Here is a 15,959-nt window from a genome sequence, read left to right as displayed (position 1 = left end):
TTTTGTTATTAAGATTTTGGATATGCTATTTGGTAAGCATGAGATGAGCACCGTTATCCATTCAAATAAAAGAGCGATAACGCATTGAAATCAAATACGCTTCTTATGCACTCAGCGCACTAGCGGGCTCATTAAACTCCAATAAATGAGATAATTAGAAGCCACAAGCATTTTCGTCATAAGTCCTACAACATTGGATGAATCAATTAGCATGGAACAGCTCAAAAAAGACATTTCACTCACATCCGGTATCGCCCAACTATCCACAACATTAATGGGAACGGGGCTTTTTATGATACCAGCTATTGCAGCAGGCATAGCGGGTCATTTTTCACTATGGGCCTGGATTTTATTATTCATCGCCATTTGTCCTATTGCGCTGACTTTTGCCCAGCTAGGCAAGCGATATCCCAACGCGGGCGGAACCGCATTTTTTGTGCGTAAAGCATTTAACGCCAAGCTGGAAAGTAGTGTAGCTTGGCTATTTGTTAGTGTCATTCCGGTAGGGGTTCCGGCCGCGATTGCACTCGCCGCAGGCTTTCTACAGCAAATATTGCCAGAGCCTATTAGCAATAATCTGTTTGCACAAATTCTAACGGTATTACTTCTTGTGTTCGTCAACTTGATGGGCACTAAGTCATCAGGTCATTTACAAACTCTTATTGCTTTGAGTGTCTTTGCGCTCGTTGGCACATTTTTATGGAAAGGTGACGTTAACAGCGCCGATCTCGTGATGCCAGCTATCACACAAGAGTCAATTTGGCCTATTACCGCAGCGCTTGGCGTGATGTTCTGGTGTTTTGTTGGCATAGAGGCTTTTGCTCATATGGGGGAAGAATTCAAAAACCCTCAAAGAGACTTCCCTATCGCCATTATTGTCGGTTGTTTTGTAGCGGGAGCTACGTACTGGGCTTGCTCTGTTGTTATTTTAAAGTTTGGTGCATATGGTAATGCTCAATTCGATAATGCATCGATTCCATGGTTGAGTGCTCAACTACTTGGCGATGGGGCCAAATGGATAATCAGTTTGATCGGATTCTCCGCTTGTTTCGCGAGCGTTAACTTATACACACAGAGCCTAGCGCGAATGGTCTGGGCTCAAGCTCGGGAACATCGTCCTTACAGCCCACTAGCCAAGATTTCGCGTCGTGGTGTCCCTTTCTCAGCCACCTTATTAGTTGGCGGCGTACTGCTAATATCTTGCGTGATAGGAACGCTATCGCAGCTCGATCTGGAGTTTTTCCTAAAACTAGCAAATAGTGTATTCGTTTTGGTTTACATGTTGGCGATGTTAGCCGCTTATAAATTGCTCCGTGGGTTTGGTAAAGCGCTTGCGGGACTTTCTCTACTGCTTTGTACCGGTGTTTTTATATGTTTAGGCTGGTCAATGTTTTATGCACTTGGCATTTTCACTCTACTTTTACTGCCTTGGAAACAGTGGCGACATAAACGACAAACACGCGCAGTTGAATAGTCACTGCTTCCCATGTCGAAAAATTAGGGCTAAACGTTGAATACCAGCGTCTATGTTCTCTAACGCGATATTACCGTAACCAAGCACGGCACCATGCCAGTGACGTGCTTGGAAACCTGGATGTTCATAATAGCTCAAAGGTCGCAAGATGATCCCTTCATGTTCTGCCAGTTTTGTAAAACGCAGCTCATCCATACCGTTTTGCCATTTCAACGTAATATGAAGTCCCGCCTCTTGGCTAACGACGCAAACACTGTCGCCAAAATGCTGTTGAATGGATAAATGCATCTGTTCATGCTTGGTTTTATATAGTCGGCGCATTTTTCGGATATGGCGCAACAACCCACCCTCGGTAATAAAATCTGCCAACGCTTCTTGAGTGTGCGTCGGTGAATCACCACTTAACGCATCTTTAACCACTAAGCATTGCTCTACTAAACGTTCAGGAACTACAAGGTAGCCAAGCCGCAATCCGTTAAACATCACTTTACTGAAGGAACCCACATACAACACACGATCATCTCGACCCATTTGAGCGGCTAGCCCCTGTAAGCTGGTGTAGGGACGATGAGCAAACTGAAATTCGCTGTCATAATCGTCCTCGATGATCCAACTTGATTGTTCGACCGCCCAGTTGATGATCTTTCCTCTTTGCTCGGTATTGAGTGTGGTCCCCATCGGATATTGATTACTTGGTGTGATATACAGCGCATCGGCATCGCTTGAGGTCACAGCTTCCACATCAAAACCTAATTTCTCTCTTACGAACAAAGGCTCAAATTGATAGTTTTGGAACTGAATCAACTTCCGCATTTGCGCGTAACCTGGTTGCTCCATCAGAACCTTATCACCTTGTTTTAGAGCTACCATCGTCGCGATTGACAACGCTTGCTGCGCCCCAGAGGTAATAATAATGCGCTCTGGGGAACAATTCACTGAACGACTTGATGCGAGGTAGTCAGCTAAAGCACAGCGCAATGCCCAACTACCCTGAATATCTTGATTCCCTAGCAAGCAGGGGCGGGACATGTGGCGAGCAACTAGCTTTTGCCACTGTGCCATCGGGAAAGCGTCCAGATCCGGCACACCTGGTGCAAATGCAAGGTTGATATCAAAGTGAGTTTTCGGTGATGAGTCTCTCTGAACTGAATTAGGTTCAGGCAAGTACTGCTCCGGCAGTTCTACGGCAACATAAAAACCCGAACCTTTTTGGCTGTTCAAGTAACCTTCCGCCACTAACTGCTCGTAAGCAGAAATCACGGTATTCCTACTTAGATTAAGCGCTTGTGAAAGCTTCCGCGTAGAAGGCAACTTCCCATTCTTCACCCACAATCCTTGAACAATTTTCTTGCGAATAGCAAAAAACAACGCTTGCTGACGCGTTCCATCACTGTCTTTTAAATGCAGGTCACCGATATCAATCAAAGACAAACTGGATCCATCCATTAGTTAAAAGTGGCCCTCTTTAAGCTACCAGTTAAACGCTACATTGCAATCAAAGAATGAGGATCAATCGCTCGTAATCGTGAGCAAACAAGGAGAGAAAATGCTATCCAACACCAATAGAACGGAAATTAAGAAAGGCGCACATAAAGCCGTCTCTGATGTTAGCAAACTGCACGCCATCATAGATGAAAGCCTAATCGCTCATATTGCGATAACCAACGAGTCAGGCCCTGTGGTCATCCCCATGCTGGCATGGCGTGTCGATGATTACGTGTATATCCATGGTGCCAACAACAGTCGACTGTTACGCTCACTCAAACAAGGAGTGCAAACGTGCTTAACCTTTACTTTGTTTGATGGTTGGGTATTGGCTCGAAGTGCATTTCACCACAGTGCGCATTATCGTAGCGCCGTGATCTTTGGCCAGTTTGAGATGGTGGAGAATAACCAAGAGAAAGACAGGTTGCTGAATCACTTTATCGAACAGATCGCTCCTGGGAGAACAAAACAAGTCCGTTTGAGCAACGAAAAAGAGCTCAAAGCCACCATGCTGCTGCGTATCCCACTCACAGAGGCATCTGTGAAAATCAGCAATTTTGGCGTCAACGACGATGCGGAAGACATGGACATTGCTGTTTGGGCAGGTGTCCTACCCTACCGAACCGTCGTAGGTCCACTGCAAGCTTGTGACGATTTGTATGAAGGTATCGCTGAGCCAGACTACCGCAGTGCCTACTCTAATCGTTGGCAGGAATAAGCACCGTAAAACGTGCACCGCCTAAGTGACTCTCGCCGACGGAAAGCTCCCACCCTAATTGCCTCGCTGCACTGGTAGCGATGGCAAGCCCTAAACCAAAGCCTTTCATGTCGGCGTTGCGGCTTTTGTCTAAACGCGAAAATGGCATAAATACTTCTTCTCGCATCGCTTCAGGGATGCCCGGACCATCGTCCTCAATATCGATGCTCCAGCAATCCGCTACCATTCGAATCGTCACCTCAACGCAGAATTCACCGTAACGCTTGGCGTTTTGCAGTAAATTATCGAGGACGAGGTTACCCAAAGTAGGCTGAAAGTGAATCAATTGGTTCGCGAGTTCATTTTCTGCTCTCAACATGGTGGACTCTAAGCCTAGGTAATTCATGCGGCTTTTACACCAAAGAGGCAGTTCCATGGTTTCAACAGAATCGCTCAAAGAATGGTTTTTCACACTCAAGCGAGACAGCATGACAATGTCGGACGTTAAATCCGTCACTACATCAACGTATCGTTCAATATCGTCATGTAACTCTGCCTGCATTTCACCACTCGTGCGCCGAGCTAAATCCGTCGCTAGCTGAATACGACTCAGCGGAGTGCGCACTTCATGAGGAATAGCTTGAGTAAAGATATGGGTTTGGCGTACTCGTCTCTCAATCTCTTCAGACATGTTGTTGAAGCCTTGGGCGAGCTCTTTCACGGGTTGCGAAAATTGCTTTAGATCGACTCGCGTATTCAACTCACCAGAACCAAATTGTTGTTGTGCAGCCGTTAGTTGTCGAATTTGGCGGTCAAGACGTCGTACAGGTATGTAAACCATAATGCCTAAACTGCACACAACAACCAAAAGTAGAGTCAGTATAAATACAATCTCAGAATCTTCATTCCAATCAACATCTGGGCTAAAGAAATCCGTTTTTTCTTTGAAAACTAAGCTCTTCGAGGTGTTAGGTAAAGGGAATACCGCGGCATAGGTACTGCCATCAATAAGATAAACAGGTATCCCTTGTATTCGGTACAGCAGCTTACAATCTCGACAAGGCGGTGATCCGTCCCAGTTTTCAACCAATGTTAAATCAAAGATAAAGAAATCTTGCTTGCCGTTTTCGGTTAACTTCTTATAGAGAGAATCCGGAGTGCCTCGTTGCTCAATGTATTGATCGACAAAATAAGCACCATCACTCAAAAAAACACCGACTTCTGTTTTGCGCATGTACTCTTCCCCCATAAAGAGAAACAAAGCAACAGTCAGCGCAAGGCCAGTAACTAACCCCACATATAGACGAGTAAACAGGGAAAACATGCGTCATTTACCTGTCAGCATATAGCCGTGGTGACGTATGGTCTTAATGGTAGCAGTATGGATATGAGCCTTAGAGAATTTCTTCCTTAGTGAGGATATACGCATATCAATCGAACGATCAGTAATGCAGTATTCAATGCCTCTGGCAAGACGGCAACATGATTCACGAGATACTGGCTTATCGACATTCAGCATCAGGAGCTCTAGAATTTCAAACTCAGAGCTCGTTAAACCAATATCTTTTTGCAAATAAAATGCTTGGGAGCGACGAAGACAAAGGCTAATGCCATATCGGCTCAGCTTTTCTTCTTCAACGGTATCAACTTGACGACGATAGCGACGCAACGCCGCTTCAATACGGGCGAGAAGGATATTGCCTTTTATCGGTTTGGTAAGGTAATCATCAGCACCGAACTTAAATAAGCTCACCTCGCTCATTTCATCATCGGTTGCAGTCAAAACAATGATAATCCCATGATAAAATTTACGTGCCTCTTGGCATATTTCTGCGCCATTTTTTCCCGGTAACATCAAATCTAACAGCACTAGGTCCGGATTGAGTCCGTGAATCGTTTCTAATGCATTTTGACCGTTATCGATAACAGTTACTGTATAGCCTTCGGCTTCGAGGTACATTTTGGTTAATCGAGCAATCTCAGAGTCGTCTTCTACCAGTAAGATTGTATTGCCCACCATGAATCATTTACTCCACCAATATGATGGAGGGAGTATATCGCTCGTCCTATACTGCGCAACCCACTTAAATGATAATTTTAATAAAAAGCAGGCTTACATACGCTTACAAACCATACATATACGATAATCCTAATCATTCTACGCCCCTAAAACCATGCAATAACCTGATGTTTTATTCATTAGCAGAATATAGCTTCACATAAAAAATAAAATTCGGAATAAAAATCTACTATGTTTTTAAATATATCGAATGATAGTCCTTACCAAAAAACAATATCGATATATATGACTTAGTTTGCTTATATAGACAGGACTTTATGTTGCTTCTAAGTTTCTTGCTCTAATAAAGTCTACGAGTAACATGAAATGAGATATTCCCAATTAACACCTTTAGCCATATTTTGCGCGATAAGTCTAACTGCTTGCGGCGGCAGTGAATCTAATTCGAAACCATCGACAGCGACACCTCCAACACCACCAGCGCCAACATTGAGCACTGTCACAATCCCAACTGTCGTTTCTACAGAGCTTCCAGCCAAGTTAAAAGTGGCTGCTGATGCGGGCTTCACTCACTATGTGAAAATCTCCCTTTCTGAAGCAAATAACAATGATACATTTCACATTGTGGCTGTTGATGACGGTGCGAATAATGAAAAAATCTTTCGTGCAGCCAAAATCATACAACACCTTCTCACAAACCAACCAGACTCTAAGTACGGCGCTGACAAGTCTCGTATCGCTAAGACATTAGCCGAGCGTGATGCCACACTAATGCTGACCGAAAACGACGAACAGAATGATGAGATGTTAACCAAAATCTTTATCAACGAACTGATTCGCCAAGACAAACTGAACGATGCAGTGACAAACTCGGGCTTAGCACACTCTTTTGATACGAGTTCTCTAGAAAAGTTTGTTGTAAGCATGATGGTACTTAACGAAGAAGATATGGATACACTTGTCACATCTATCGTGGCAACATTAGTAAATAGTAAAGAAACACCAAACTGGCTAAGGAACAGCCAATCTTTGATGTATCGAGAACTGACAGTTGAAGGCGATTGCCATTACATGAGTAATTTTGCCGATTACTGTGCCAATCTTGGTAAAAAAGCCGAACGAGACGCCGCTTTTGAAGAAATTTTACACTTGGTCCAAGCGCAAGGTATTGCACCTAACACGGGGACTGCGGCACTGCAAAATGACATTCAAGCTCATGCGTTAAAAATCTATAACGATATTCAGGCGGGCAAACCGACGGTGTGGCGCCCAACTCAGTATGACTGGGACGATTGGAAATCGGACGACTTCGATCCTGAAAGTGTTAAACAAACGGGCCCTTCATATTCTCACGAATACTTTGCTGCCGCTTTTGAAGCTTACATGGGTGTAGCAAAAGCAAACGGGCAAGGTTTAGATGGCTACCAAGCGTTAACACGTGAAGAAATGCAAACTCAAGATCCACAAGCCGTTGATTGGATCAGCGGCTTATTCCACGGATACTTGCAATACACCGCGAACATCGACTCTGCGGGCGTCAAACTTTACACAGAAAAGACAAATCCAGGCACAGTGCCTACCTTCCGTATGGCTCCCAACAAAGACGGCTTGATAGAAGCATACACCTACAAATCTCAGTGGCTGACAAGAGTGAAGATCATTGGCGACGACGCAATGAATGTCATCGGTAATGACCAAAACAATACCTTTGAAGGCAACAGCAAAGACAACAGCATTTATGGTGAAGGTGGTATCAACACCTATATCGTGCCACACAAACTGGCAGAATGTACTGTTATCAAAGCAAAGAGCGTTTCTGTTAAGTGCCCGAGTACAGGCACTGACGAGTTGTACGACATTCAAAAGATCCAATTCACCGACCAAATCTTAGATGTAACCGAGCTATAAACGATGAAAAACATGAAGAAACTTACTCTATTCGCTCCCCTACTCCTTGCAGGTTGTGGTGGCCTAGCCGTCATGGATCGTACTGATGCCGTAAAAGCACAACCAGAAATGCTGATCAAAACCGACGGAGATTTTTGGGGATTCGGTGCAGATGGTCATTTTGATTTTGCTGGTAAGTACAAAGGCAACTATTCACGCAGTGCTTCTAACTCAAGTTGGTTTAACCATATCTCTTTCAAAGAAGGTACGATGGGCGCAGAAGTTACTCGTATCGACAACGGGGAAACTTGGCTTCTGAGCTGCTCTGGAGGCGGTATGTCGGTTAACTACATGGGCGTCGATTTTGGTGGGAATGATCCTTACACCTGTGATATCACCCAAGATGGCGTCAAAGTGGGAGAATTTGCTATGGAGCCAAAATCCGCTCTCATCGACATCAGCTTCGAGAAAAAAGAGACTGGCGTAGTGCGTATCGGCAGCACCCACTTTAATGTAGAAACCGTACATACTAGTCCCGACGCCATGATGGCGGTAGACATTCCATTGGGTTATAGCTTTAAGGAAGGCACACAAGAAATTGCCGCTGTACAGACGAACGGTACCATTGCGGTACAAATGCTCCCAGAACTTAGTGAACAAAAAAAGGATGTGATTGCCATCGGCGCTGTTGCAAGTGCACTAAGCTGGCGCCCTAAGAAATAGCCATTACATTAAACAACACCAAAAATAGCAAAGCCCTCTACCTTGAGGGCTTTTATTGCTTGTTTTCATAAAGACAAGTGAAGCATTACTTTTCTAATCTTCCCGCATACTGCTTGGGCGTTAATCCACGATGTTTCTTAAACATACGATTGAAGCTCGCCACATTGGTGTAACCAAGGCGCATGGCTATGTCATCAATACTCACGCGCTTACTCAATAACCCAGCCGCAACATTACTCAATACATAGCCGGATACCATCGAGAAGTTGAGGCCTAATTTGTGCAAACGACGTTGAAACTGCTGTTCAGATAAATCAAGCAGAGAAGAAACGCGCTCTAACGTTGGCAATCCATAATGACTGCTGTAGTTCACCACTTCATAAATCACTTTCAACTCATCTTCTGGGTCGGGCATATTAAGCAAATCATCCAAATCGGAAAAACTCATCGCTAGACGGCTGTCTTCGCGATGGCTCACTTGGCGGGAAGCTAATCGGTCATCTCCCGGGATCCATATTTCTGTTTTTGGCTGACTCCATTCCACCTCGCAGCCGAAATATTCCCTGTATCGCTCAGTATTTTTTCTCGACCCTGAAATCTTGACGCGCAAAGGCTGATAGTCTTTACCAAGAAATTCGCGTAGCACTTTAATCATAAATACCGCACAGCGGATACTATCGTGCACCTTTACTGACGTTTCTATAAACGGATTGTGGTAAGTCCATTTGATGATTTTGCCCGACTGTTCGCCAGCAAAAAATGCCCCAGATTGTAAGTTACTCGCACCATAATTAACGCGTCGAATCGCGCTGGCTAAATCATTCCCAGAAAATAGCCAGCGTCCCACAGGCCCAAGCTTTTGCAGTTCAATACCTCGGCTGAGACTCAAAACCACATCTGGATCACTACTGGCTTGTTCAACACAACGATACCATTCTGCGACGGCTTTTAGCGGGATCAGTGTCATTGGGTTGTGAAACACCGACGACGGAATCCCCAGTTCATCCGAGCCCAAATTATATTTAGATAACGCGAGGTTATGCATGTTTAGAATGCCCATCGCGCGAATAAATCGAACCGTCTTCATTACCAATCACATCAAATTTAATCCTCTATTGATTGAATCTGTCACAAAGAAAGACCTAAATCAAATCCAGATCACAATACGCCAACCGTTTGATAGAGGAGTGTTTAATGAGTTTACTGAGTGTCCCATTTGTCGGAACTGGTGCAGATACAGCGTTACATGTTGTCGCTGCTGTCGTTTTAATCGCGAGTGTCGCGGGCGCGTGTTACGGCTTTTGGAAAATCCATGAATTGCCAATTAATAAGGCGCACAGCAAAGACCATCATCAGATAGGGCTCATCACTGCGCTCACCTGGATAGGGTTTGTCTGGCACTGGGTTTGGGTGCTAGCTGTTATCTTTGCATTCGTTGATATGGAAAAAGCCATCATCAATCTGCGTGATACATGGAGAAGTAAACCGCAAACAGAAACACAGCCAAAAGAGGAAGCGTAATGTTAGAAGGTTTAGCGGTATGGGCTCTCTTCATCTATCTGCTCCGTTTAGTCGGCATGCCTTGGAACAAAGCAACCAAATCGTTCGCTTACCTAGGCGGCTTGGGTTGGTTAATGTTCGTCTGGGTAGGCCTCATCAACTTCACGCCGATGGATCTATCCGGCGGCTCAGTGGTGCAGTCACCACACATCCAGTTGCGTCCGGATTCAACCAATGTGAAGGGTAAAGTTGACCACATTTACATTAAGCCAAATCAACAAGTTAAAGAAGGTCAGCTCATTTATGAACTTGACCCAACGCAATACGAAATCGCATTAAATCAGGCGAACGTATCCGCCGATTCTGCACGAGTCGCATTAGCTACGGCAAAAGGCGACATCGAGATTGAAGAAGCGAATCATCAAGCATTGGTGCAAGATCTAGAAACATCAAAGAGCCAATTGGAAGCGGCGAAAGTTGACTACAAATTGCAGAAAAAGATGCTAGATCGTTATGTTGAGCAAAACCGAGTGGTGCAAAACACCATCACGGAAAGCGACATCGACAAACAATCGAGTGCGGTTGATATGGCACGTCACAACGTGTTAACCCTTGAGTCTCAAATTAAGAAGAAACAAGTCGATATCTCACGTGCAAAACTGACGATTCATAAAGTAGAGCTCGCAGTTGAAACGAAACAAGCCGAACTGCGCCAAGCTGAAGAGCAAATTGCAAAAGCGCAATGGGATTTGAACAGCACCAAAGTTCATGCCCCAACAGATGGCTTTGTCACCAACTTTATCCTGCGTGAAGGTCAGCGTGTTTCGATGATGCCACGTATTAATATGTACACCAACGAGAAGTACGTGCTGATGCGAGTCAACCACCAGGCGATTCGTAACATCAAACCGGGTCAACCTGCGGAATTCTCCTCGTCCGTTTACCCAGGCAAGATCTTCTCAGCGACCGTCGAAGGCATTGTTGAAGCAACAGGTGAGTCACAAGGTAATCTGCTGGGTTTCGATGATTCTGTGCGTGTCACCACTGGAAAGAATTTACAGAACAAACACCACTTTGTTCGTCTTAAGATTGATGAGCCAGAAGGCTACGACATCCCTGTTGGCTCTGTTGGCCTCGCATGGGTCAGCGGTGAAAAACCGATAGGCTTCATGGCCTTCTTAGATGTGATTCGCGGGATCATCATCCGAATGAAGTCTCAACTGTACTTCTTCTACTCTATCTAAACTCGCAAACCGCCAGTTACGCTGGCGGTTTTCTTTTCATTTGTATCCAAACATATCCTTTTCCCGTATAACAATTAGTTAGTAAATAGCGGAGAAGATTCATGTCGGCAAAGGAAAGAAGCCTACCTACCCATCGCATCTCAAGATTCAGCAAATTCGCCTCACTTGCTACCCGTGTCGCAGGCAATGTGATTGCAGAAGGCACGAAGCAGATAGCCAAAGGCAACAAACCAAAAGCGAAAGACCTCTTGCTGACGCCACAGAACATCGCGCGTTTAACCGACCAACTCGCTCACCTACGTGGCGCTGCAATGAAGCTTGGTCAAATGCTGTCAATGGATGCTGGTGATGTTTTAGAACCTGAACTTGCCGATATTCTTTCCCGTCTTCGTTCCGACGCAGACCCAATGCCTGCAAAACAACTCAACGCAGTAATGGAAAGTTCGCTTGGAACGAATTGGAAAGCTGAGTTTCTGTCATTTAACTTCAAACCAATCGCCAGTGCATCAATAGGACAAGTGCACCAAGCCTACAGCGATGCGGGCGATAACCTAGCCGTCAAAGTGCAATATCCGGGCATACGGAAAAGTATTGATAGCGACGTCGATAATGTCGGTACACTGCTCAAGGTCGTTGGGTTGATTCCCGAGTCTGTCGACTACAAAGGGTTGCTCGAAGAAGCGAAAAAGCAATTGCATGATGAAGCCGATTACGCACGAGAGGCGCAATTTGCCATTCGTTATCATGACGCTTTGAAGGAGCACCCTCATTTTGTCGTACCAAAGATTCACACTGAAAGTTGCTCAGACTCCGTTCTCGCCATGGAGTTTATTGACGGCGTACCCATTGAACACATCGAACATTATGATCAAAGTACGCGAGATTTTGTCATGCACAGTTTGCTCGAATTGCTGTTCAGAGAGCTGTTCGAATTCAAGATGGTGCAAACCGATCCTAACTTCGCCAATTACTTGTACATTGAAAGTACTCGCCAAATCGGCTTGTTAGATTTCGGTGCAACTCGCGAATACAGCGAACGATTCAGTGCCGGCTATCGCCAAGCCTTTGCGTCCGTCATGAATAATGACGAACAATGCTTGAATGACGCGCTTGAGCAAATTGGCTTCTTCAGCCAAACCATCTTACCTGATCAGCGCCAAGCGATTCTCGATTTAGTAAAAATGGCATGTGAACCCATGTTAGTCGATGAGCCATATGATTTTAAAGCCAGTGGCTTAGCGCAAAAACTTCGCGAAGCTGGCACTATTTTGAGCATGGAACAAGAGTACTGGCATACCCCACCTGCCGATGCCCTATTTTTACATCGTAAAATTGGTGGCATGTATTTGCTCGCAGCGAGAATTGGCGCAAAAGTGAACATTCGCCAATTGGTACAGCCATATCTCACTATCAACAGCGAATAGCCTATTGTTTTTCTGTTACTTTCAAGTACCTTGAGCAAGGTTAAGATGCATAGTTGTGCATCTCAATAACATGCCATACTTCCATAAAACGAATTAACTATCGGGGTACTCGGTGAGCAAGTTTCAAGATCTCTCCACTCTAATCCAGCAAATTGGCCAAGCCGAAGAAGCGGATCAAGTCGCAACGCTCAATGAATCTATTGAAGCGGGTCTCGAACCTGGCGCAGTCGCCCTAATTCTGGAAGCCTTTCCAATCGATGATCGTGTTCGCTTGTGGCGAGCTTTGCCACTAGAACTGCATATCGACGTGTTAACGGAAATGCGTGCCGACGTACGTTTTTCTATCATCAATGCATTATCTGAAGTCGAGCTAAAACTCACCCTCGCTAAACTTGATAACTTATCGCTGATCGAATGGGCGGATTCGTTGCCTGAGTCGATCATCAACGAAGCGCTCGCGTTAATCGAAAAAGATGAGTTAGAGCTTTACGATCAGGCAAACGAATATGAAGATGAAGAGCTCGGCCACTGGGCTGAGCGTAAAATCATCACCCTGCCCTTTAATATTACGATTGGAACGGCTAAGCAGTTAATGGAGCGCTATAGCTATGACATGCCTCAACAAGTCTACCTGATCAACCGTAATAAACAGTATCGAGGGACAGTCAATTACTACGAAATTTTACGTAGTGATCCTGATACTCGCTTGAAAACACTCGTTATTGAAGCGGTGACGGTGCTAGACAGTAAGATGATGCTTCCCGAAGCGGTAGAAGCATTAGAGCACAGCACACTGCCCGCTCTGCCTGTGACTGATGCAGACCAAACTCTGATTGGTGAAGTCGATTGGCAATTTGCATTAAGTACGCAACGTGAAATCTACGAAGCGCGCTTAATGGCCGGTACTGGTATGGATGAAGGCGATGACTTGTTTGCGCCAGTATTAAAAAGCTCACAAAAACGCGGCGTGTGGCTGGGCATCAATTTGCTGACTGCAATTTTAGCGTCTGTCACTATCGGGCTATTTGAAGACGTGATTGCTCAAGTGGTGGCTTTGGCCGTACTAATGCCAATTGTTGCATCGATGGGTGGCATTGCAGGCAGCCAAACGCTGACTCTAATGGTTCGTGCGATGGCGCTTAATCAGATTACCCCAGGTAACCGATTCAAATTCTTAAAAAATGAGCTGGGTATTGGCTCACTGAACGGCATTGCTTGGGCGCTAATCATCGGCGGGTTAGCCGGATTGTGGTTCCAATCGCCAGTTTTAGGTGGAACCATCGCGCTGGCCATTATCGTCAACATTATTACCGCTGCTTTATTTGGCGTGTTGATACCCATTATTTTGGATAAGTTTAAATTGGATCCAGCCTTAGCAGGTTCGGTTATTCTAACGACGGTGACAGATGTGGTTGGTTTTTTCGCCTTTTTGGGAACGGCGAGTTTAGTCATGCTCTAAAAAGTCCACTGTTTATTAATCAATCATTAGCATAATAGAGTCAAATTGCATAACGCAGTTGCAAATTGCAAACAAACTCAAACTTTAAGCAACGCATGTCACAGAAACTACGTATTTTAGGGCATATTAAAGTTGGCACAGTAACTGCATTATATAAATCGACCCTTCTTAAGCCGAGGGTCACCTAGCCAACTGACGTTGTTAGTGAACTTGATTTTGTTCACATGTATATAAGCCAATCGCACTCTTTGCGGCTGGCTATTTTTTTATGTGGCTATTGCTCTCTTATCCTCTGACCGAGCTCGGTTGTACTTTTCCTGCGCACAACAGATTGTTTACTGTTTATAAAATTCAAATATTCGCCCACTAAACCATTAGAAATACCAGCTTCAACAAAAACAAATTACCTACATAAAATAAAACCAAGAAAACATACCCAAAAAAGAAAAAATAACGTCCAAACCAAAACGCTCATCATGAAATCGTTTTCTTTTCATAGAAATCGACTGAACAATCTAGAGTTATAGATGAATTTAATCCATAAACATAAATAGCAATTCAAAACATTCATTTCACATAGAAAACCTGTCTATAAATCATATAAAACACGTAAAAACAAACTTTTTACCTTTATAAGTAAAAAATCAAGCCATTGTTATTAAAAGACAAAATAGACATCAAAAACCAAGCAAACGTTTAAATTGCAATTTTATCATTGACTATTAAATTTACATCACGATAATACGCGCCGTTTGCCTGAAAACCAGGTGCTATAATTTAATATTTCAATGTGCGGAGGTAATAATGGCTGGAGACAATAACTACAGTCTTGGACCAGTTCCCAACACGGCCAGAAAAGGCGTGGCGTCACTAACCATGGTGATGTTAGGACTCACTTTTTTCTCCGCAAGTATGTGGACAGGGGTTCTCTCGGTACTGGGCTCTCCTTTAATGATTTTTTCCTCGCTGTTCTCATCGGTAACCTAATCCTCGGTATTTACACTTCTTTCCTCGGTTACATCGGCGCTTCTACTGGTCTCTCTACTCACCTTCTTGCTCGTTTCTCTTTTGGTTCTAAAGGATCTTGGCTTCCTTCTGCTCTTCTTGGTGGTACTCAAGTTGGGTGGTTTGGAGTTGGTGTCGCGATGTTTGCGATTCCGGTGCATAAAGCAACGGGCATCGATACCAATACATTGATCCTCGTTTCCGGTTTGCTCATGACCGCGACCGTTTACTTTGGCATCTCCGCACTGATGGTGCTGTCAGCAATCGCCGTTCCTGCCATTGCGCTACTTGGCGGTTACTCTGTCATTGAGGCAGTAAATAGCGTTGGCGGTATTAGCGAACTACAACAAGTTCAACCAACCGAGCCACTCGATTTTTCAATAGCTCTCGCGATGGTTGTTGGCTCTTTTGTCAGTGCTGGTACATTAACGGCAGATTTCGTGCGCTTTGGCAAAAAGCCGCGCAGCGCCGTGATGATCACCATGGTGGCATTTTTCATCGGTAACTCGTTAATGTTTATCTTTGGCGCGGCAGGTGCATCCGTGACTGGTCAATCAGACATCTCTGAAGTGATGATTGCGCAAGGCTTATTAATTCCCGCCATCATCGTACTTGGATTAAACATTTGGACGACTAACGACAACGCGCTCTACGCATCGGGTCTTGGATTTTCCAACATCACAGGCTTACCAAGTAAATACATCTCGATGGCGAACGGGCTTGTTGGCACACTCTGCGCTCTCTGGCTCTACAATAACTTTGTTGGCTGGCTGACCTTCCTATCGCTGGCAATTCCACCAATTGGCGGTGTGATCATCGCTGACTTCTTCACGAACCGTAAGCGCTACGCAAACTTTGAAGCCGCCCAATTCCAAAACGTTAACTGGGCTGGCATTATCGCAGTAGCGATTGGCGTTGGTGCGGGACACTTCCTTCCTGGCGTAGTACCGATTAACGCTGTACTTGGCGGCGCAATTAGCTTCCTAATTCTTAATCCTATTCTTAACAAAAAAGCACTGGCTATACAGCCAGCGTAAGGAA

General features: G+C 44.8%; 12 protein-coding genes and 1 pseudogene. 9 read left to right on the top strand and 4 right to left on the bottom strand.

Features of this window, described 5'->3' with window-relative positions; all coding sequences use genetic code 11:
* Positions 1-211: 211 nt before the first annotated feature.
* Complete coding sequence (yjeH, locus tag P4S59_RS18780) at positions 212-1,474, top strand: L-methionine/branched-chain amino acid transporter (RefSeq protein WP_006741172.1); 1,263 nt, start codon at positions 212-214, stop codon at positions 1,472-1,474.
* Here yjeH and pdxR read toward each other — a convergent pair whose 3' ends face one another.
* Complete coding sequence (gene pdxR, locus P4S59_RS18775) at positions 1,475-2,920, bottom strand: MocR-like pyridoxine biosynthesis transcription factor PdxR (protein WP_337168853.1); 1,446 nt, start codon at positions 2,918-2,920, stop codon at positions 1,475-1,477.
* A gap of 100 nt (positions 2,921-3,020) precedes the next feature.
* Between pdxR and P4S59_RS18770 the strand changes: the two genes are divergently transcribed.
* A complete protein-coding gene (locus P4S59_RS18770; protein ID WP_337168852.1) occupies positions 3,021-3,677 on the top strand; it encodes a pyridoxamine 5'-phosphate oxidase family protein in 657 nt (218 codons plus the stop codon).
* On the opposite strand, the gene P4S59_RS18765 is transcribed toward P4S59_RS18770, so the two are convergent.
* Entirely contained in the window at positions 3,658-4,980 is a 1,323-nt protein-coding gene (locus P4S59_RS18765) for an ATP-binding protein (RefSeq protein ID WP_337168851.1), read from the bottom strand. The two genes, P4S59_RS18770 and P4S59_RS18765, sit on opposite strands and share 20 nt — an antisense overlap.
* 3 nt (positions 4,981-4,983) lie before the next feature.
* Positions 4,984-5,676, bottom strand: a complete 693-nt coding sequence (locus tag P4S59_RS18760) for a response regulator transcription factor (protein WP_025546713.1) — start codon at positions 5,674-5,676, stop codon at positions 4,984-4,986.
* Between the two features lie 366 nt (positions 5,677-6,042).
* On the opposite strand from P4S59_RS18760, the gene P4S59_RS18755 reads away from it, so the two are divergent.
* Both P4S59_RS18755 and P4S59_RS18750 read left to right on the top strand, forming a co-directional pair.
* Positions 6,043-7,584 (top strand): hypothetical protein, encoded by a 1,542-nt coding sequence (locus P4S59_RS18755; protein ID WP_337168850.1) that lies wholly within the window; start codon positions 6,043-6,045, stop codon positions 7,582-7,584.
* Positions 7,585-7,596: 12 nt separating this feature from the next.
* On the top strand, positions 7,597-8,286 hold the full coding sequence (locus tag P4S59_RS18750) for a hypothetical protein (RefSeq protein WP_046876149.1): 690 nt from the start codon (positions 7,597-7,599) through the stop codon (positions 8,284-8,286).
* Positions 8,287-8,371: 85 nt separating this feature from the next.
* Here P4S59_RS18750 and P4S59_RS18745 read toward each other — a convergent pair whose 3' ends face one another.
* Positions 8,372-9,373, bottom strand: coding sequence for an AraC family transcriptional regulator (locus tag P4S59_RS18745; RefSeq protein WP_054866979.1), 1,002 nt, complete (start codon positions 9,371-9,373; stop codon positions 8,372-8,374).
* A gap of 107 nt (positions 9,374-9,480) precedes the next feature.
* Between P4S59_RS18745 and P4S59_RS18740 the strand changes: the two genes are divergently transcribed.
* The 5 genes and pseudogenes from P4S59_RS18740 to codB all read left to right on the top strand — a co-directional run bounded on the left by P4S59_RS18740 (position 9,481) and on the right by codB (position 15,955).
* On the top strand, positions 9,481-9,807 hold the full coding sequence (locus tag P4S59_RS18740) for an MFS transporter (RefSeq protein WP_046875867.1): 327 nt from the start codon (positions 9,481-9,483) through the stop codon (positions 9,805-9,807).
* On the top strand, positions 9,807-11,030 hold the full coding sequence (locus P4S59_RS18735) for an HlyD family secretion protein (protein ID WP_337168849.1): 1,224 nt from the start codon (positions 9,807-9,809) through the stop codon (positions 11,028-11,030). Before P4S59_RS18740 ends, P4S59_RS18735 begins: the two co-directional genes overlap by 1 nt.
* A gap of 101 nt (positions 11,031-11,131) precedes the next feature.
* The gene (locus tag P4S59_RS18730) at positions 11,132-12,454 is read left to right on the top strand and encodes an ABC1 kinase family protein (RefSeq protein WP_337168848.1); all 1,323 of its coding nucleotides are present in this window, start codon (positions 11,132-11,134) and stop codon (positions 12,452-12,454) included.
* Positions 12,455-12,566: 112 nt separating this feature from the next.
* Positions 12,567-13,913: a magnesium transporter gene (locus P4S59_RS18725; protein WP_337168847.1), complete on the top strand. Its 1,347-nt coding sequence runs from the start codon at positions 12,567-12,569 to the stop codon at positions 13,911-13,913.
* An 804-nt stretch (positions 13,914-14,717) separates the two neighbouring features.
* Positions 14,718-15,955: pseudogene (gene codB, locus P4S59_RS18720) on the top strand (cytosine permease).
* The last annotated feature ends 4 nt before the right edge of the window (positions 15,956-15,959 follow it).

The sequence above is a fragment of the Vibrio sp. M60_M70 genome, assembly GCF_037162085.1.
GTDB classification, from domain to species: Bacteria; Pseudomonadota; Gammaproteobacteria; order Enterobacterales; family Vibrionaceae; genus Vibrio; species Vibrio diabolicus.
This window is presented reverse-complemented; position numbering and strand designations above follow the sequence as displayed.

Bases quoted from the DNA above. Each gene is read 5' to 3' on its own strand.
- yjeH (WP_006741172.1), top strand. From the start codon at position 212: ATGGAACAGCTCAAAAAAGACATTTCACTCACATCCGGTATCGCCCAA.
- pdxR (WP_337168853.1), bottom strand. From the start codon at position 2,920: ATGGATGGATCCAGTTTGTCTTTGATTGATATCGGTGACCTGCATTTA.
- P4S59_RS18770 (WP_337168852.1), top strand. From the start codon at position 3,021: ATGCTATCCAACACCAATAGAACGGAAATTAAGAAAGGCGCACATAAA.
- P4S59_RS18765 (WP_337168851.1), bottom strand. From the start codon at position 4,980: ATGTTTTCCCTGTTTACTCGTCTATATGTGGGGTTAGTTACTGGCCTT.
- P4S59_RS18760 (WP_025546713.1), bottom strand. From the start codon at position 5,676: ATGGTGGGCAATACAATCTTACTGGTAGAAGACGACTCTGAGATTGCT.
- P4S59_RS18755 (WP_337168850.1), top strand. From the start codon at position 6,043: ATGAGATATTCCCAATTAACACCTTTAGCCATATTTTGCGCGATAAGT.
- P4S59_RS18750 (WP_046876149.1), top strand. From the start codon at position 7,597: ATGAAGAAACTTACTCTATTCGCTCCCCTACTCCTTGCAGGTTGTGGT.
- P4S59_RS18745 (WP_054866979.1), bottom strand. From the start codon at position 9,373: ATGAAGACGGTTCGATTTATTCGCGCGATGGGCATTCTAAACATGCAT.
- P4S59_RS18740 (WP_046875867.1), top strand. From the start codon at position 9,481: ATGAGTTTACTGAGTGTCCCATTTGTCGGAACTGGTGCAGATACAGCG.
- P4S59_RS18735 (WP_337168849.1), top strand. From the start codon at position 9,807: ATGTTAGAAGGTTTAGCGGTATGGGCTCTCTTCATCTATCTGCTCCGT.
- P4S59_RS18730 (WP_337168848.1), top strand. From the start codon at position 11,132: ATGTCGGCAAAGGAAAGAAGCCTACCTACCCATCGCATCTCAAGATTC.